Raw genomic sequence first — 18,119 nt, 5'->3', positions numbered from 1 at the left:
CCGGTCACCTCGCAGACCCCCAACCGGCATCGACGCGCCACCCTCGAACAGCGGAAGCTGTCGGGGGTTTTTTCATGCCAGGTACTTCCATCACGGATATCGGATTCCACAACCAAGATGAGGATCGTGCAGTGAGCGCACCAACAGCACGCACCGACGCCGGCCGCAACGAGCCGACGCGCAACGCAGGACTGCGGCAGCAGTCTCCGGCGGCGGGCAACCTCCGTGCGGTAACCCAGCACACCGTTGCTCCCGAGCGTGTCAGCGGCGCCCAGTCTGTGGTTCGTTCCCTCGAGGAGCTCGGTGTCGAGGTCGTCTTCGGCATTCCGGGTGGCGCGGTCCTGCCGGTCTACGACCCGCTGCTGGACTCGCAGAAGGTCCGCCACGTCCTCGTCCGTCACGAGCAGGGCGCAGGTCACGCCGCGACCGGGTACGCCCAGGTCGCCGGACGCGCCGGCGTCATGATGGCCACCTCCGGTCCCGGTGCCACCAACCTGGTGACCCCGCTGGCCGACGCCCAGATGGACTCGGTGCCGGTCGTCGCGATCACCGGCCAGGTCGGTCGCGCGCTCATCGGCACCGATGCGTTCCAGGAAGCCGACATCTCGGGTATCACGATGCCCGTCACCAAGCACAACTTCCTGGTCAGCCGGGCGATCGACATCCCGAAGACCATCGCCGAGGCGTTCCACATCGCCGAGAGCGGTCGTCCCGGCGCGGTCCTGGTCGACATCCCCAAAGACATCTTGCAGGCGCAGACCACGTTCTCCTGGCCGCCGCAGATCGACCTCCCCGGTTACCGCCCGGTGACCAAGCCCCACGGCAAGCAGGTTCGCGAGGCGGCCCGCATGATCAACGCCGCGAAGTCGCCGGTGCTCTACGTCGGCGGCGGTGTCATCAAGGCGAACGCGTCGGCCGAGCTGCTGGAACTGGCCGAGCTGACCGGCATCCCGGTGGTCACCACGCTGATGGCACGCGGCGCGTTCCCCGACAGCCACCAGCTGCACCTGGGCATGCCCGGCATGCACGGCACGGTGGCGGCGGTCGCGGGCCTGCAGCGCAGCGATCTGCTGATCACCCTCGGAGCACGCTTCGACGACCGGGTCACCGGACAGTTGTCGTCGTTCGCGCCGAACGCCAAGGTCATCCATGCCGACATCGACCCCGCCGAGATCGGCAAGAACCGGCCCGTCGACGTGCCGATCGTCGGTGACTGCAAGGCGGTCATCGCCGAGCTCACCGAGGCGCTGCGCGAGGAGCGGGCGACCAGCGGCTCGACTCCCGACATCTCGCAGTGGTGGTCCTACCTCGACAACCTGCGTCGGACCTATCCGCTGAGCTACGACCGTCAGACCGACGGCTCGATGTCGCCGGAGTTCGTCATCCAGGCCCTCGGCAAGGCCGCCGGTCCGGACGCGGTGTACTGCGCAGGTGTCGGCCAGCACCAGATGTGGGCCGCACAGTTCATCTCCTACGAGAAGCCGCGCACCTGGCTCAACTCCGGTGGTCTGGGCACGATGGGCTACGCGGTGCCCGCCGCCATGGGCGCCAAGGCCGCCGACCCCGACGCCGAGGTCTGGGCGATCGACGGTGACGGCTGTTTCCAGATGACCAACCAGGAACTCGCCACCTGCGCGATCGAGGGCATCCCGATCAAGGTGGCTCTGATCAACAACGGCAACCTGGGCATGGTCCGTCAGTGGCAGACGCTGTTCTACGAAGAGCGTTACTCGAACACCGATCTGTCGACGCACTCGCGGATGATCCCGGACTTCGTCAAGCTCTCGGAGGCGCTGGGCTGCGTGGCTTTCCGCGTCGAGCGCGAGGAAGACGTCGACGAGGTGATCGCGAAGGCGCGGGAGATCAACGACCGCCCGGTGGTCATCGACTTCATCGTCGGCAAGGACGCCCAGGTGTGGCCGATGGTCGCCGCCGGTACCGGCAACGACGAGATCATGGCCGCCCGCGACATCCGGCCGCTGTTCGACGACGACGAGTCGGCGTCGGGTCCGGTGGAGATCCACCAGGCGATGGATGGCCATCAAACGGTCGACAACGCGCCGGCCGATCGCGCAAACCAGAAGGACGAGCAGTGAGCACCACCCATACCCTCAGTGTCCTGGTCGAAGACCGACCCGGCGTCCTCGCGCGGATCTCGGCGCTGTTCTCGCGGCGCGGATTCAACATCGAGTCACTCGCCGTGGGCCCCACCGAGCTCAAGGGCATCTCGCGGATGACCATCATGGTCTCGGTGGAGGACTTCCCCCTCGAGCAGGTCACCAAGCAGCTCAACAAGTTGATCAACGTGATCAAGATCGTCGAGCAGGACCCGGCGAGCTCGGTCTCGCGCGAGCTGATGATGGTCAAGGTGCGGTCGGATTCGACGGTGCGCACCGAGGTCATCGAGGTGGTGAACCTGTTCCGCGCCAAGGTGATCGACGTCTCGCCCGAGTCGCTGACGATCGAGGCCACCGGCACGTCGGAAAAACTCGAAGCACTTCTGCGGATGCTCGATCCGTATGGAATCCGGGAGATCGCGCAATCGGGCGCGGTGACCCTCGGTCGGGGACCGAAGAGCATGTCGGCCAACCGCTGACAGAGAATCCCGCTGTCGTCGCGCTCATCTGAGCATCGGCGAGGAGCGACAAGGGAATTACGAATCCCGACGGATTCTCGAGAATCCGCCAGGGACACCACATATCGAAGGGAAACATAGTGGCCATCGAACTGTTCTACGACGACGACGCGGATCTGTCGATCATCCAGGGTCGCAAGGTCGCGGTGATCGGCTACGGCAGCCAGGGCCATGCGCATTCGCTGTCGCTGCGCGATTCCGGCGTCGACGTTGTGATCGGTCTGCGTGAGGGCTCCAAGTCGAAGGCCAAGGCCGAGGAGCAGGGCCTCAAGGTGCTCACCGCATCCGAGGCCGCCGCCTGGGCCGACGTCATCATGGTGCTGGCGCCCGACACCTCGCAGGCGAAGATCTTCACCGAGGACATCGAGCCGAACCTGCAGGACGGCAACGCGCTGTTCTTCGGCCACGGTCTCAACATCCACTTCGGTCTGATCAAGGCGCCGGAGAACGTGACCGTCGCGATGGTCGCCCCGAAGGGCCCCGGCCACCTCGTGCGCCGCCAGTTCGTCGACGGCAAGGGCGTTCCCGCGCTCATCGCCGTCCACCAGGACCCCAAGGGCGAGGGCCAGGCGCTCGCACTGAGCTACGCCAGCGCCATCGGCGGTGGTCGTGCCGGAATCATCAAGACCACGTTCAAGGAAGAGACCGAGACCGACCTCTTCGGCGAGCAGGCGGTGCTGTGCGGCGGCACCGAGGAACTGGTCAAGACCGGCTTCGAGGTGATGGTCGAGGCGGGTTACGCCCCCGAGATGGCCTACTTCGAGGTGCTGCACGAGCTCAAGCTGATCGTCGACCTCATGTACGAGGGCGGCATCGCGCGCATGAACTACTCGGTCTCGGACACCGCCGAGTTCGGCGGTTACGTGTCGGGCCCGCGGGTCATCGACGCCGACACCAAGGAGCGCATGCGCGGCATCCTCACCGACATCCAGGACGGCACCTTCGTGAAGCGCCTCGTCGCCAACGTCGAGGGCGGCAACAAGGAGCTCGAGGGCCTGCGCAAGGAGAACGCCGAGCACCCGATCGAGGTCACCGGCAAGAAGCTGCGCGACCTGATGAGCTGGGTTGATCGTCCGATCACCGAGACCGCCTGAGTCGCAGCGGTTTGCGCTGAACGCAGCGCCGACAGCGGGTCCGCACCGATGTGGTGCGGACCCGCTTGCGTCTCCGCACACCCACCCCTTTTCGGTAAACCCACCGGGGTCGCGGGGTGAGGAAATACCGAAAAAGGGTGGGTTCGGCTCGACGGGTTTAGTGTCGACCTGGTGGACAGCCAAGGGATCGTTCTGCCGCCGCCGGTCTATGTCGACGTCGACGGGGAGCGTGTTGCGACATATGTTCTCGAGCCGGCGGGGCACACCGACATCGATGTGGTGATGTGCCACGGGACCCCGTGGTCGGCGTACGTGTGGGCCGGCGTGGCGCAACAGATCGGCCTCGGTCGCCGGGTCTTCCTGTGGGACATGCCCGGATACGGGCAGTCGATGGTCAGGGACGCACCGGTGGATCTGGCGACCCAGATGTCGAGATTCGCTGTGCTGCAGTCACAGTGGGGTCTGACGCGGCCGCACGTGATCGCACACGACATCGGGGGCGCGGTGGCACTGGGTGCGCATCTGCTCCACGGTCGCGAGTACGCGTCGTTGTTCCTCTGGGACATCGTGACTCTGGATCCGTGGGGGTCACCCTTCTTTCGACTGGTCGCCGACAACACCGAGGTCTTCGAGCAACTTCCCGACCCCTTGCACGCGGCGTTGGTGCGCGAGTACATCGCCGGTGCCGCGCGGCATCGGCCGACCGACGATGACCTCGACGCGCTGACTCGTCCGTGGCTCGGCGGGGCCGGCAAAGGTGGGTTCTATCGTCAGATCGCGGCATTGCGGCCGGAGCACACCAGACCCGTCGCGGAACGCCTGGCGCAGGTCCGGTGCCCGACACGGATCGGCTGGGGCGCCGACGATCCGTGGATTCCCGTCGAGCAGGCCACGCAGCTACGAGACCTCCTGCCCGACCGCCGCGACCCCGTGATCCTCGACGGTGTCGGACATCTCGCACCGCTGGAGGCGAGGGCAGCGGTCACCCGGGCGATCGAGGACTGGCTCGGGGCGGTGACGTGACCGCGGTGACCTCACCGACGACGCCGCGGCTGCCGGAGGTTCTCCGGTAGCCGCGGCGGTGATCGTGATTGTCACATGGCGTGTGCAGACAGACCCCGTTCCCGTACGTGGGCAGTCTCGAGTCCGGACCGCCGGGAGACGATGTCGACGAGTTCGTCGTAGGTGCGACACACCACCGCGGAACCGGTGGGGGCGCTGACCACCCATCCCGAGGGGATGGCCCGAACATGGTCGCGGCGCAGCAGCTCCGACATCCGCCGGGCCACGTCCGCACGCCGGCGAGGCCCGGACACGAACTCCGCGGCCCAATCCGGCGGTGCGCCTGCGCAACCTCCGCACATCAGGGCATCACGTCGCCGGAATTGGGGCCGAGTACTTGCCCGACGAACAGGTTGCCACCCGGATCGGAGGCGAGGAGCACGGCTGCCGGTGCGATCTCCTCGGGCCGGCCGAACCGTCCGAGGGGGAGTTCGGCGCGCTTGTCTCGCTTCCACTCGTCGTCGATGCCCTCGACCATGGGGGTGTCGATCGGACCGGGTGCGATGGCGTTCACGAGCACGCCACGTCCCGCGGTCTCGAGCGAGATCGACTTCGTCATCGCGATCACGCCAGCCTTCGCCGCGGCGTAATGCGCCAGCGAGACACCGCCTTTGATACCCAGCTGCGAGGCCACGTTGATGATGCGCCCGGCGCCCTGGGCCAACATCGGCCGCAGCGCCGCCCGGTTGCACAAGAAGACGCTGGTGAGATCGATGTCGATGGTCTCGCGCCACATCTCGGTGGACATGTCCACGGTCGGCGACTGGGTGAGGATGCCGTGTGAGCAGACGAGGATGTCGAGTCCACCGTCCTCGTCGACCATCCGCGCGACCAGCGCATCGACCTCGGGCTCGGATGTCGCATCCAGAACGACCCCGCGCCGGGCGCCGACCTCGTCGGCGACTGCGGTCACCCGATGATCGCGATCCGCAAGCGTCACAGTGGCGCCCTCGGCGAGATAGGCCGACGCGATCGCACGCCCGATTCCCGACGCCGCGCCGGTGACCAGAGCGCGCCGGTCCCGGAGAATTCCGGTCATGTCAGATCCTCTCTTTCAGCCCGTTGTTCAGTCGCGCATAGCGGTGGTCAGTGCGCCGTCGACGACGATCGCCTGACCGCTGACATAGGAGGCCTGCGGACTCGAGAGGAAGGCGATCACCTCGGCTACCTCCCGTGGATGGCCGACCCGACCCCAGGGGATGTAACCCCCTGCCCGGTCCAAGCCCTCGGGGCCGAGCGAATTGACGGCGTCACTCGACTGCGGAGTTCGGATGAGGCCGGGGATGATGGCGTTCGCGCGGATGCCCCGGGGCCCGTATTCGACGGCGAGACTTCGAGCCAGACCGATGATCCCGGCTTTGGCCGTCGCGTAGTGGGCGTGGTTCTGCCAGCCGTAGACACCGCCGGCGATCGACGAGATCACGGTCACCGATCCGCCTTCGGTCATGTGGCGCAGTCCGGCGCGAGCCGTCCGCATGACGCCATGCAGGTCGACGGCCATCATGTCGTGCCATTGTTCGTCGGTGATGGAATCGAACGAGGCCTCGCGGAGGATTCCCGCGTTTGCGACCGCGATGTCGAGCCGTCCCCACGCCGACACGAGGTCCGCGGCGAAGGCGTCCACCGACTCGGTCGAGCGCACGTCGACCTCGACGATCCGCCCCTGTCCACCGGCGTCGCTGACGTCCCGCAGCGTCGTCTCCGGATCGTGCGGGTCGCCCGGGAATGTCCCGATCCCCACGCGCACGCCTCGTTCGGCCAGGCAGACCGCGGTGGCGGCGCCGATGCCCGAAGCGGCGCCGGTGATCATGGCGACGGCCGGGTCGGTCATGCCTGTGCTCCTGCCGTCGTCGTGGGGCCCGCGGGCACACCGGCCTGCGGCGGCGTGTCGGCGACCTTGCGTGCGCCGAGCACGATCACCGCCGACGCGATGGCGCCGAGCGCACCGACCCAGAGCGCGGCGGTCGAGTAACCGACCGATGCCGCGGTGAGACCGGTCAGGATGAAGCCCGAGATGATCGCTCCGGGTTGCGACATCGCGCCGATGAAGGCACTTCCCGTTGCGCGACAATCGGTGTCGAAGCACTCCGCCTGGAAGAACATGATGGCGGCATACGGGCCGAGGAGGAAGAACAGGCCCATCATGTAGGTCACGAGCACGAAGATCTGACTCGACGGTCCGAGCAGCATCGCGCCGAAGAACAGACCCGAGAGCAACCAGCCGACGGCAATGGTGTTGCGCCGCCCGAATCGGTCGCCGGCCCAGCCGTGCGCGAGGTAACCCGCGACCGCGACCAGATTCGACAGCACCACGAGGATGAGGGTGCTCGAGGCGTCGATCCCCTTACCCTTCTCCAGCACCGTGGTACCCAGGACCGAGAAGGTCTGGATCGCGAACCAGTTGAGCAGCCAGGCCAGGGACAACACGACGGTGTTGCGCAGGTGCTTGCCGGTGAAGATCCGTTTGAAGGGTGCCGAGGTCTGCTCGACCGTGGCGGTCGCGGCCGCGAGGGCCTCCGCCTCGTCGTGCTTTCCGGCCTTGCGGAGTTGCTTGACCGCGTGCTGCGCCTCGAATTGCGGGCTCTCCTTGAGGGTGCGGCACACGAGGGCGACGATGACCGCGGGAATGGTGGCCAGCAGGAACGCGATCCGCCAGGAGTCCGCGCCGAAGATGGCCGTCACGATGGCGACGAATCCGGCCGCGAGCAATGCGCCGGCCGGCCAACCGGTCTGGACCATCGAGTAGACGAACCCACGACGCTTCTTGATCTTCTCGTCCTCGGTCAGCTCGTAGAGCTCGTTGAGATACGTGGCGTTGACCGACTGCTCGGCGAGGCCGAGGCCACTGATCGCGCGGACACCGATCAGCGAGGTCGCGCCGAACGTCGCCGCCGTGGCCGCCGACGACGCCGCGGTACCGCCGACCGAGATGATCATGCCCTTGCGACGTCCGAGCTTGTCGACCATGGGACCCACGAGGAGGACCACGATCGCGGTGCCGACGCTCACCAGGGTGGAGACCAGGAGTGCGTGACTGGTCGACCAGCCGAACGACTCCTCGATCCGCGGGAGCAACGTGCCGAACAGGATGAAGTCGTACACCGCGATCGTCCAGGCGAAGAACGCGATTCCGGACGCGCGTCGGGTCTCCTTGCCGGTGACACGACGCAGCCCCGGGGGTGGGGTGGTGGATTGAGACATGGTTGTGCTCTCTTGCTCAGTGGGATGTGCGAAGCCGGCGCGTCATCGGGTCGGCATAGGGGAATGGGCGGTGCGGCAGTCGGCGGCCCGGAAGTCAGCGGCGCGGCGAGCGCTTCTTGAAGTCTTCGGCGATGGTGTCGAAATCCGCCCAACGGATACCGTCGTGCGAATTGATGTGCTCGATCAGGCGCTCGAGCATGAGCAACACCTGCGGCCGGCCGGAGACGTCCGGGTGGATGGTGAATGTGAAGACGGCGTAGTCGCTTTCGCGATAGACCCAGTCGAACTGGTCACGCCACATCTCCTCGATGTGTCGCGGATTGACGAATCCGTGGCTGTTCGGGCTGCCCTTGATGAACATCATCGGGGGGAGATCGTCGAGGTACCAGCTCGCCGGGATCTCGACCAGGTCGGTCTCCTCACCGCGGACGAGCGGTTTCATCCATTCCGCGGCCGGCTTGTCGTAATCGATCGGGGTCCATGAGTCACCCACCCGGACGTAGTACGGCTCGAAGTCACGATGCATCAGCGAGTGGTCGTAGGTGATCCCGCGCTCGACGAGCAACTCGTTGGTGACCTTGCTGAACTCCCACCATGGCGCGACGTATCCGGTGGGCCGCTTGCCGGTCCGAGTGCTGATCAGATCGATGCAGTGATCGAGGATCTCCGATTCCTGCTCACGTGTCATCGCGATCGGGTTCTCGTGACTGTATCCGTGCAAACCGATCTCGTGTCCCGCGGCGACGACCTGATCGAACTGTTCGGGGAATGTCTCGACGGAGTGCCCCGGCCAGAACCAGGTTGCCGGGAGATCGTATTTCGCGAGCAGGTTGTTGAGGCGGGGGACGCCGACCTCACCCGCGAACACTCCGCGAGAAATGTCCCCGGGAGAGTTCTCGCCGCCGTATGAGCCGAGCCAGCCGCCGACCGCGTCGACGTCGATGCCGAAAGCTACGAAGATTTCCTTGGCCATTGTTTCAGTCCTCCTTGGTGTTCGGGAGCTCGTTGTCGTGGATGAGGGTCGTGTGGATGTCGGTGGAAACGTCGGAATTCGATGCCCGGTTCGGCGACACATCTGCATATGTCTCGATCAAGTGGGCGAGGGGCTGGTCGCGCGTCCGGCCGGTGGACAGCAACAGCGCCAACAGAATCCGTGCCTGCGTCGCAGGCAGGCCGGAGACGGGTGGGACGCCGGCGCCGACCAGATCCGCACCGCCGCCGTTGCCGTAGACGCCGCGGACGGGTCCGGCCGGTACACGGGTGGACAGGACGAGCGCCAGGCCGTCATCGACGAGGTCGGCCGCGGCTTCGACGATCGCCGGGTTGCCGTTGCCGATACCGGTTCCCGCCAGCACGATTCCGGCGGCGCCGCAGGCCGCAGCCGCGCGCAGCAGCGCGTCGTCCGCACCGGGATAGACGTCGACGAGATCGACACGCGTGTCGTCGAATCCAGCATCTGGGCGTGGCAACGGGTCGGGTCGCGGCGCCGTGGGCCCGAAGCAGACCTGCCCATTCGTCACCTTCCCCGACGAGGCAGAGACGACGGAGCGGAATGCATCGAGTGCGGTCGTGTGGATCTTTCGTGCCCCCCGGGCGGGGATGATCTGTCCGGCGAAGACGATCATGACGCCACGGTCGCGGGCGGTCGGCGTCGCGGCGACGCGGACGGCGTCGGTGAGGTTGCCCGGACCGTCACCGTCGGCGTTGTCGCCGGCCCGTTGGGCACCCGTCAGGACGACGGGACGGGGATCGTCGTGGACGAGGTCGAGGAGGATCGCAGTTTCCTCCATGGTGTCGGTTCCGTGCGTGATCACCACGCCGTCGACCCGTTCCGTGGACCGGGTGAGAAGTGCGCCGACCGCGTCACTGATCTGCCGCAGATGTCCGAGTGTCAGCCGGTAGGAGCCCACCGTCATCAGATCGACCGTCTCGATCTCGATGTCGTCGAGGCCCGCCCGTTCGACTAGTTGCGCGGCGGTCTTGGTCGCCACGACCCCGGCGTCGGTGGCCTCGGAGGCAATGGTGCCGCCCGTGGCGACGATGGCGATCCGCGTCATCGGTTGCGGCTCGAAGGTGTGGTGAGGCCCCCGATGGCGGGAGCGATTCGGATGACTGTGACGTGCATGACGTGAAGTGAAGCACAACCCAAACGTTTGACGCAATCGTTTGTGTAACTTCCGCCAAACGTTTGTGTAAATCGCGACGTAACAGAAGTCGTTGGGTACGCTGTGGGCCATCGACGAGAGAGGGCCGGGTTGAGAAAGCCAGTACAGGGGACGGCGAGGGGGCCGCTGACACTCCGCATGATCGCCACCGAACTGGGGGTCAGCCCGTCAACCGTGTCCCGGGTGCTCAACACGCCCGGCGACGCCGCGCTCCGCTGGGGGTCCTCCGACACTGTCGCCCGGATACGCGCCTTCGCCTCTGAACACGGCTATTCGCCGAACCCCCAGGCATCGAGCCTGCGGACCCGTCGCTCCGGACTGATAGGCGTACTCGTACCCCGGCTACAGGACTACGTACTCGCCACCATCTACGAGGGAGTCGAGGAGGCGGCCTACGAGTCGGGACTCTCGACCTTCGTCACCAACTCACTGGACAAGCCCGATAATCAACGCTCGCGGACCCGCATGATGATCGACCGCCGTGTCGATGGCCTGATCTATGGGGACGCTCATCTCGATCACCACTTCCTCGACGAGATCTATTCGGAGGGAGTCAAATTCGCGCTCGTGTCACGAACGGCGGGGGACTATCCCTCGGCGACGGTCGACGACGTCAAGGGCGGACGGCTGGTCGGTGGGCATCTGTACGACACCGGGCGGCGAGATGTCGCGGTCCTCGCCGGCTGGGAGTTCGCGTCCACCGCACGTGACCGCACCAACGGCATCGTGACCGCGTTCGCCGAACAGGGCGTCGAGATCCCGGACGACCGTATCGTCTATTCGGGTTTCGACCCGGCCGGCGGTCGTGCCGCGGTCGAGCAGCTGCTGGAGACCGGGTCGGTGCCGGATGCCATCTTCGCGACGAACGACTTCGCTGCCATCGGAGCCTTCGGGGCCCTGCGCGATCGCGGGATTCGGGTACCCGATGACGTTGCACTCGTCGGTTACAACGACACGCCCATCGCAGCGGGCGGGGCCGTCCCACTGACCACGATCCGGTCGCCCATGCACGAGATGGGCAGACGAGCGGTTGGCTTGCTGCTCGAGGTCATCGGCGGCCGGGCGCCCGAGTCGGTCGTGCTCGAGCCCGAGCTGATCATCCGATCGAGCAGCACCTCCGTGAGCGAGCAGGCGGGCGACCCGTCATCCGTCGAGGCCTGACGGGCGAACACCACATGCAGCGGCGTCGCGTACGTCACCCCGGACACGACGACGCCCCGGAGGGAAACCATCCGGGGCGTCGGTGGGGGTGGGACCCAGAGTCGTCAGGCGACCCGGAATCCCTTGTACGCGTCGAGCGAAGCGATCCGCTTCAGGATCGGCTGGATGTTGGTGCCGGTCTCGGGGCCGAGGCAACCGAGGAAGTAGTAGGCGTTCACCATGCCCACCAGCCGGTCGCCGACGACCACGGGGCTACCGGAGTCACCTTCGATGACGCACATCTGGCTGACGTGCACGTCGCCGTCGGAGAACCAGGCGATGCCGCAGGTGTTGCCGGTGGTCCGGCCTTCTTTGCAGGCGATGGTCGGGAAGGCGAGCGGCGCCTGGTCGACCGAGCGGATCGTCACGCCGCGGACCGTGCGCAGCGGCACGACTCGCGAGGCGTCGAGTTCGATGATCGCCATGTCGAGATCCGGCGCAGTGTAGGTGATGGTGCCTGCCTGGCCGCGGTCCTGGAACGTCTCGGAGTAGACCTTCTGGCCGGGAGTGCCACAGTGTCCCGCGGTGACGCCGATGAGCTTGTTGGTCTTCGAGCGGCCGATGGTGGTCAGGGTGCAGGCCGCGGCCGAGTTGCCGCCCTTGAGCACCAGGATCCCGGACCCGCCTCCCATGAAGATCTTCGCCGGTGCGGCGACCGCGACGCCCCCTCCCCAGCCGGCCAGCACCGTCGCAGCCAAAACCGCCAACAGTACTGTCAGCTTCTTCGTCATCCGCACTCCACTTCTCGGGTCAACCAGTTCTCGATCACGGGCATTGCCGCCCGTCGGGAACTTCGCGATGGGCGGCAAGCACACCGTACCGGGCGCCCCACGCGCGCACGGCGGCGTGGGATCGAGCCGCGGTCGGTTTGCAACAGTTCTGTGATGCGCCGCGCGAGTTTGCCGTAATGCGCGTCACACTCTACTCGTGCCGGGGGACAGGGCTCTCGTTTCGGGGTAGACCGCATGCTCGACGGCACCTACCACACCTTTAAGCTGTCGTACGGAGTCGTCACCGACACTCCATACCGACGTTCGTGAAACCGCACTCCCCGAACCTGGAGAAATGACTGTGAGCTCTGCTGGCCGCCCGGTTGTACTCATCGCCGACAAGCTGGCGCCGTCCACCGTGGAAGCACTCGGTGACGGTGTCGAGGTGCGATGGGTCGACGGCCCGGATCGTCCCAAGCTGCTCGAGGCGGTCGTCGACGCCGACGCCATCCTGGTCCGCTCCGCGACGACCGTGGACGCCGAGGTCCTCGACGCGGGCAAGAAGCTGAAGATCATCGCCCGGGCGGGTGTCGGTCTGGACAACGTCGACGTGCCTGCCGCGACCGAGCGCGGCGTCATGGTCGTCAACGCCCCGACCTCGAACATCCACACCGCGGCCGAACACGCCGTCGCGCTGCTGATGGCCGCGTCGCGCCAGATCCCGGCCGCGGACGCCACCTTGCGCGAGAAGACCTGGAAGCGTTCGTCGTTCAACGGCGTCGAGATCTTCGACAAGACGGTCGGTGTCGTCGGACTCGGCCGCATCGGCCAGCTGGTGGCCGCGCGGCTGGCCGCTTTCGAAACCCACATCATCGCCTACGACCCCTACGTGTCGCCGGCTCGTGCGGCCCAGCTCGGGATCGAGCTCGTCAGCCTCGACGAACTCCTCGAGCGCGCCGACTTCATCACCGTCCACCTGCCGAAGACCCCGGAGACCCTGGGCCTCATCGGCGCCGAGCAGCTCGCCCGGACCAAGAAGGGCGTCGTCATCGTCAACGCCGCCCGCGGTGGTCTCATCGACGAGCAGGCACTGGCCGACGCGATCAACTCCGGTCAGGTCCGCGCGGCCGGCCTGGACGTCTTCGCCACCGAGCCCTGCACCGACTCGCCGCTCTTCGAGCTGCCGCAGGTCGTCGTGACGCCCCACCTCGGCGCATCGACCAGCGAGGCGCAGGATCGCGCGGGCACCGACGTCGCCAAGAGCGTCCGGCTGGCGCTGGCCGGTCACTTCGTCCCCGACGCCGTCAACATCACCGGGGGCGCCGTCGACGAAGAGGTCGCACCGTGGCTCGAGGTCGCTCGCAAGGCGGGCGTGCTCGTCGGGGCCATCAGCAAGGAGCCGCCGACCTCCATCGTCGTCGACGTACGGGGTGAACTCGCCGCGAACAACGTCGACGTGCTCGGCCTGTCCGCGCTGCGCGGCCTGTTCTCCGCAGTGCTCGACGAGCCGGTCACCTTCGTCAACGCCCCCGCGGTCGCCGAGGGACGCGGCGTGACCAGCGAGGTCACCACCGCGCCGGAGAGTCCCAACCACCGCAGCGTGGTCGACGTGAAGGCCGTGTTCGCCGACGGCTCGACCCACAATGTCTCGGGCACCCTGTCGGGTCCGCGCCTGGTGGAGAAGATCGTCAACATCAACGGCCGCAACTTCGACCTGCGTGCCGAAGGGCACAACCTCATCGTCAGCTACGCCGACCAGCCGGGTTCCCTCGGCAAGATCGGAACGCTGCTCGGGAACGCCGGCATCGACATCCTGGCGGCCGGTTTGTCGCAGGACGCCGAGGGTGGCGGCGCGACCATGATGCTGCGCGTCAGCAGCGTCCTCGACGACGAGGTCGTCGCCGCGATCGGTGACGCGGTCAGCGCAACCCTCATCGAACAGGTCGACCTCGCATGAAACTCGCAGTCATCGCCGGCGACGGCATCGGTCCCGAGGTCATCGGCGAGGCGCTGGGCGTCCTCGACTCGGTCGTACCGTCGGTCAGCACCACCGAGTTCGACCTCGGCGCACGCCGCTACCACCGCAACGGCGAGCTGCTCACCGAGGACGACCTCGAGTCGCTTCGTCGTCACGACGCGATCCTGTTGGGCGCCATCGGCGATCCGTCCGTGCCTTCGGGCGTGCTGGAGCGCGGTCTGCTCCTGACGATGCGATTCGCACTCGACCACCACGTCAACCTGCGGCCGTCGCGCCGCTTCCCCGGTGTCTCCTCGCCCCTCGCGGGCGACCCCGACATCGACTTCGTGGTCGTGCGGGAGGGGACCGAGGGGCCCTACACCGGCAACGGTGGCGCCATCCGTGTCGGAACCCCGAACGAGGTCGCCACCGAGGTCAGCGTCAACACCCGATTCGGTGTGGAACGCGTCGTGCGCAACGCATTTCAGCGTGCCCAGCAGCGTCGCAAGAAGCTGACGCTGGTCCACAAGACCAACGTGTTGACCTTCGCCGGGTCGATGTGGAGTCGCGCGGTCGAGGAGGTGGGTGCCGAGTTCCCCGACGTCACCACCGACTACTGCCACGTGGACGCGGCGACCATCTACCTGGTCACCGACCCCGGCCGCTTCGACGTGATCGTCACCGACAACCTGTTCGGCGACATCATCACCGACATCGCCGCCGCGGTGAGCGGTGGTATCGGGCTGGCTGCGTCGGGCAACATCGACGCCACCGGCGTGAACCCGTCGATGTTCGAGCCGGTGCACGGCTCGGCACCCGACATCGCCGGGCAGGGCAAGGCCGATCCGACGGCCGCGATCCTGTCGGTCGCGCTCCTGCTCCAGCATCTCGGCGACGACGACGCCGCGGCCCGGATCGAGAAGGCCGTCGCCGACGACCTCGCCGAGCGCAGCGGTACGTTCAGCACCTCAGAGATCGGTGCGCGTATCCGCGAACGGCTGTAGTTCGCAGGCATATTCACCAGCAAGGGACGAACCCGCCACCAATTCGGTGGCGGGTTCGTCCGTTGGTGGTGGGTTCAGGCGTCGACCAGCTCATCGGGTTCTCGCATCCGGTCGCGCGGGACCAGGGGCGTCGAGACGAGCGGTGCCAGGGCGGTCGCGGCGAAGGCGATCGGGAAACCGACGGTCGCGATGAGTGCTCCGAGAAGCGGTGTGGTCGCCGCGGTCACCAGATACTGTCCGGTGTTCTGTACGGCGAGTCCGCGGCCGCTCCATTCCGGTCCGACGTACTCGGCGATGGCGGTGAACGCCAAGCCGTTGTCGGCCACCGAGATGACGCTCGCCACCGCCATGAGTGCGGGCGCGAGTGGGCTGTCGAACCAGTCGGCGATCGCGAGCGCGGACATGGCGGCGACACCGGCCACCGCGATCACGCGGACCGGTCGCATCCGCGACATCCAGGCGTCCGACCACCGTCCGGCGACGATCCGGCCCAGTGCACCGATGATCTGGGTCACGGTGATCAGGGTTCCGGCGCCGGCCGGTGACCACCCGTGCGCGACGATCAGCCAGGTCGGTACGAAGGTCCACAGCATGGACTGGGGGATGACCAGCAGCATGCTGACGATGTGGATGCGTGCGAGGAAAGAGTTGTCGCGGTAGGGATTCGTGCGCGGGGGAGGGTTGCCGACCGTCGACGCGGGAGCCGGCCGACGCGGCGGATCGGTGATGCCGACGACCACCGCGACGAGTCCTGCAGCAGTCACCACGGCTGGGATCGCCAGTGCCGCAGCGGGTCCCGAACTTGCCGCGACAACCGGCATGGTGAGAGCGCAGACGCCGATCCCCAGCGGTTGTGCCATCTGCCGGATGCCCATCGCAGTCCCACGCTGGTGTGCGGGAAACCAGCCGACGACGATGCGGCCGCTGGCCCCGTTCGCCGCACCCGAGCCGAGACCACCCACGAAGAGCGCGGCACCCACGACGGCATAGGACGCATCGGCTGACGCGGCGACGGCCGCCCCGGTCGCGCCGGCGAGCGAGATCGACAGCGACAGCAACAGGATCCGTCGTTCGCCGTAGCGGTCCAACAGGATTCCCCACGGGATCGTCGCCGCCATCAGTCCGACCGTCGGGATCGCGGCAAGCGCCGAGGCCTGGGTGAGGGTGAGTCCGGCGTCGGTGTGCAGCGTGGGGATCAGGTAGGCGACTCCGCTGACCACACAAGTCGTGGTGAGCGCGGCGAGCAGCGAGCACCCGAGGATGATCCACCTTCGGGCAGTGGTGATGTCGTCGACATCGGTCATGGTCTACTCACCTCGCTGTCTGTACGGACCCGGTGAACCGGGGTTGGATATCTCAATATATGAAACAGTGTGACCACATTGTAAAACCGGCACCGACGTCCGCCAATTCGTCTCCCAACGGGTGGGATCGGCGGTGCGATAGGGTCTGGACATGCGCTTAGGTCGAATTGCGAGTCCTGACGGCGTGGCCTTCGTGTCCGTCGAGGGCGACGGAGACGACGCCGTCGTCAAGGAGATCGCCGAACATCCCTTCGGTACGCCGACGTTCACCGGCCGGTCGTGGAAGCTGGCGGATGTCCGGGTGTTGGCGCCGATCCTCGCCAGCAAGGTGATCTGCATCGGCAAGAACTACGCCGCACACGCGGCGGAGATGGGCGGCGAGGCGCCGGCCGACCCGGTGATCTTCCTCAAGCCCAACACTTCGATCATCGGCCCCGAGGTGCCCATCGTGCGTCCGCCGTCGTCGCAACGGGTCGACTACGAGGGGGAGCTCGCGGCCGTCATCGGACGCCCGTGCAAGGACGTGAAGGCCGCGCAGGCCAAGGACGTGATCCTCGGATACACGGTCGCCAACGACGTGACCGCCCGCGACCACCAGCAGGCCGACGGTCAGTGGACCCGCGGCAAGGGGTACGACACCTTCTGTCCGCTCGGCCCGTGGATCGACACCTCGCTCGATCCGTCGGACGTCGAACTCGTGACGGAGCTCGACGGCGAGGTCAAGCAGCGGACCCGGACATCGCTGATGCTCCACGACGTCGGTGAGATCGTCGAGTGGATCTCGCGCGTGATGACCCTGCTGCCCGGCGACGTGATCCTCACGGGCACCCCGGAAGGGGTCGGGCCCATGGTCGCCGGTCAACGTATCTCGGTGACCGTCGACGGTATCGGTACGCTCTCCAACCCGGTGGTGGACAAGTGACAGCTCCCAGCACGGCCCGTGTCAACGGGATCGACATCTCCTACAGCCTCGCCGGGTCGGGCCCGCTCGTGGTCATGGTCATGGGAACCGGAAGTCCCGGCCGCGTCTGGAAGGCGCATCAGGAACCCGCGCTGGTGAAAGCCGGCTTCACCGTCGTGACGTTCGACAACCGCGGAGTCGCACCGTCGTCGGAGTGCGCCGAGGGTTTCACGCTCGACGACATGGTCGCCGACACCGCGGCTCTGATCGAGCACCTCGGCCGCGGTCCGGCGATCGTGATCGGCACCTCGTTGGGTGCCCGGATCACCCAGGAGCTGGCGCTGGCCCGCCCCGACGTGGTCAAGGCGGCGGTGATGGTTGCGACGTACGGCCGCAACACCCCACTGCAGGAAGCGATCTCGGCCGGTGAGCGGGCCCTCTACGACAACAAGATCAAGCTGCCACCGGAGTACGAGGCCGCCATCACCGCGCATCTCAACCTGTCGCCGCACACGCTCGACGACGACCGCACCGCGCGAGACTGGCTCGACATCATCGGGTTCTCCCCGCAGACGATCACCCCGGGCGTCCGCGCACAGCTCGAACTCCACAACAAGGAGTCCAACCGTCTCGCGGCGTACCGCGGCATCACCCGGCCCGCGCTGGTCGTCGGATTCGCCGACGACCGGACCCTGCCGGCGAAGCTGGCGCGCGAAGTCGCCGAGGCCATTCCAGGCGCGGGGTACGTCGAGATCGAGCGGGCCGGTCATTTCGGTTATCTCGAACAGCCGGCCGAGGTGAACCGGGTCCTGGTGGAGTTCTGCGAGCGCCACCGGGCCTGACGGCGGGCGTGCGGGGGCGGCGGTCGGCTTCGATACGCTGAGCC

The 18,119-nt window shown here is 67.1% G+C and carries 17 protein-coding genes; 9 read left to right on the top strand and 8 right to left on the bottom strand.

Annotated features, from left to right (window positions below):
• Positions 1–131: 131 nt before the first annotated feature.
• From AS181_RS13855 to AS181_RS13840, 4 genes are all read left to right on the top strand, one after another.
• Positions 132–2,096 (top strand): acetolactate synthase large subunit, encoded by a 1,965-nt coding sequence (locus tag AS181_RS13855; protein WP_058252142.1) that lies wholly within the window; start codon positions 132–134, stop codon positions 2,094–2,096.
• Positions 2,093–2,596 carry an acetolactate synthase small subunit gene (gene ilvN / locus AS181_RS13850; RefSeq protein WP_058252141.1) on the top strand — a complete coding sequence of 168 codons (504 nt, stop codon included), beginning with the start codon at positions 2,093–2,095 and terminating at the stop codon, positions 2,594–2,596. Before AS181_RS13855 ends, ilvN begins: the two co-directional genes overlap by 4 nt.
• Before the next feature lie 119 nt (positions 2,597–2,715).
• The gene (ilvC, locus tag AS181_RS13845; RefSeq protein WP_058252140.1) at positions 2,716–3,729 is read left to right on the top strand and encodes a ketol-acid reductoisomerase; all 1,014 of its coding nucleotides are present in this window, start codon (positions 2,716–2,718) and stop codon (positions 3,727–3,729) included.
• 171 nt (positions 3,730–3,900) lie between these two features.
• A complete protein-coding gene (locus AS181_RS13840) occupies positions 3,901–4,752 on the top strand; it encodes an alpha/beta fold hydrolase (RefSeq protein ID WP_058252139.1) in 852 nt (283 codons plus the stop codon).
• A 71-nt stretch (positions 4,753–4,823) separates the two neighbouring features.
• Here the strand turns inward: AS181_RS13840 and AS181_RS13835 are convergent, their stop codons facing one another.
• The 6 genes from AS181_RS13835 to AS181_RS13810 all read right to left on the bottom strand — a co-directional run bounded on the left by AS181_RS13835 (position 4,824) and on the right by AS181_RS13810 (position 10,049).
• Positions 4,824–5,006 (bottom strand): hypothetical protein, encoded by a 183-nt coding sequence (locus tag AS181_RS13835; protein WP_058252195.1) that lies wholly within the window; start codon positions 5,004–5,006, stop codon positions 4,824–4,826.
• 86 nt (positions 5,007–5,092) lie between these two features.
• Complete coding sequence (locus AS181_RS13830; RefSeq protein WP_058252138.1) at positions 5,093–5,830, bottom strand: SDR family NAD(P)-dependent oxidoreductase; 738 nt, start codon at positions 5,828–5,830, stop codon at positions 5,093–5,095.
• A 27-nt stretch (positions 5,831–5,857) separates the two neighbouring features.
• On the bottom strand, positions 5,858–6,622 hold the full coding sequence (locus tag AS181_RS13825; protein WP_058252137.1) for an SDR family NAD(P)-dependent oxidoreductase: 765 nt from the start codon (positions 6,620–6,622) through the stop codon (positions 5,858–5,860).
• On the bottom strand, positions 6,619–7,992 hold the full coding sequence (locus AS181_RS13820; RefSeq protein ID WP_058252136.1) for an MFS transporter: 1,374 nt from the start codon (positions 7,990–7,992) through the stop codon (positions 6,619–6,621). Before AS181_RS13820 ends, AS181_RS13825 begins: the two co-directional genes overlap by 4 nt.
• A gap of 94 nt (positions 7,993–8,086) precedes the next feature.
• Positions 8,087–8,965 (bottom strand): polysaccharide deacetylase family protein, encoded by an 879-nt coding sequence (locus AS181_RS13815; protein WP_058252135.1) that lies wholly within the window; start codon positions 8,963–8,965, stop codon positions 8,087–8,089.
• Positions 8,966–8,969: 4 nt separating this feature from the next.
• Complete coding sequence (locus AS181_RS13810) at positions 8,970–10,049, bottom strand: asparaginase (RefSeq protein ID WP_058252134.1); 1,080 nt, start codon at positions 10,047–10,049, stop codon at positions 8,970–8,972.
• A 198-nt stretch (positions 10,050–10,247) separates the two neighbouring features.
• Here AS181_RS13810 and AS181_RS13805 point away from each other — a divergent pair, with 198 nt between their 5' ends.
• Entirely contained in the window at positions 10,248–11,318 is a 1,071-nt protein-coding gene (locus tag AS181_RS13805) for a LacI family DNA-binding transcriptional regulator (protein WP_331456755.1), read from the top strand.
• Positions 11,319–11,422: 104 nt separating this feature from the next.
• Here the strand turns inward: AS181_RS13805 and AS181_RS13800 are convergent, their stop codons facing one another.
• Positions 11,423–12,088: a trypsin-like peptidase domain-containing protein gene (locus AS181_RS13800; protein ID WP_058252132.1), complete on the bottom strand. Its 666-nt coding sequence runs from the start codon at positions 12,086–12,088 to the stop codon at positions 11,423–11,425.
• 340 nt (positions 12,089–12,428) lie between these two features.
• Between AS181_RS13800 and serA the strand changes: the two genes are divergently transcribed.
• Together serA and AS181_RS13790 are read left to right on the top strand one after the other, a co-directional pair.
• Positions 12,429–14,024, top strand: a complete 1,596-nt coding sequence (gene serA / locus AS181_RS13795) for a phosphoglycerate dehydrogenase (protein WP_058252194.1) — start codon at positions 12,429–12,431, stop codon at positions 14,022–14,024.
• Positions 14,021–15,028: a 3-isopropylmalate dehydrogenase gene (locus AS181_RS13790; protein WP_058252131.1), complete on the top strand. Its 1,008-nt coding sequence runs from the start codon at positions 14,021–14,023 to the stop codon at positions 15,026–15,028. Before serA ends, AS181_RS13790 begins: the two co-directional genes overlap by 4 nt.
• Positions 15,029–15,102: 74 nt before the next feature.
• Here AS181_RS13790 and AS181_RS13785 read toward each other — a convergent pair whose 3' ends face one another.
• Positions 15,103–16,332, bottom strand: coding sequence for an MFS transporter (locus AS181_RS13785; protein ID WP_058252130.1), 1,230 nt, complete (start codon positions 16,330–16,332; stop codon positions 15,103–15,105).
• Positions 16,333–16,483: 151 nt separating this feature from the next.
• Between AS181_RS13785 and AS181_RS13780 the strand changes: the two genes are divergently transcribed.
• A complete protein-coding gene (locus AS181_RS13780; RefSeq protein ID WP_058252129.1) occupies positions 16,484–17,254 on the top strand; it encodes a fumarylacetoacetate hydrolase family protein in 771 nt (256 codons plus the stop codon).
• Complete coding sequence (locus AS181_RS13775) at positions 17,251–18,075, top strand: alpha/beta fold hydrolase (protein WP_058252128.1); 825 nt, start codon at positions 17,251–17,253, stop codon at positions 18,073–18,075. The genes AS181_RS13780 and AS181_RS13775 overlap by 4 nt, the downstream gene beginning before the upstream one ends.
• Positions 18,076–18,119: the final 44 nt, after the last annotated feature.

Source organism: Gordonia sp. SGD-V-85 (genome assembly GCF_001456905.1).
Taxonomy (GTDB): Bacteria; Actinomycetota; Actinomycetes; order Mycobacteriales; family Mycobacteriaceae; genus Gordonia; species Gordonia hongkongensis.
The sequence above is the reverse complement of the archived record's forward strand: the minus strand, read 5'-3'. Positions and strand labels throughout refer to the sequence as shown.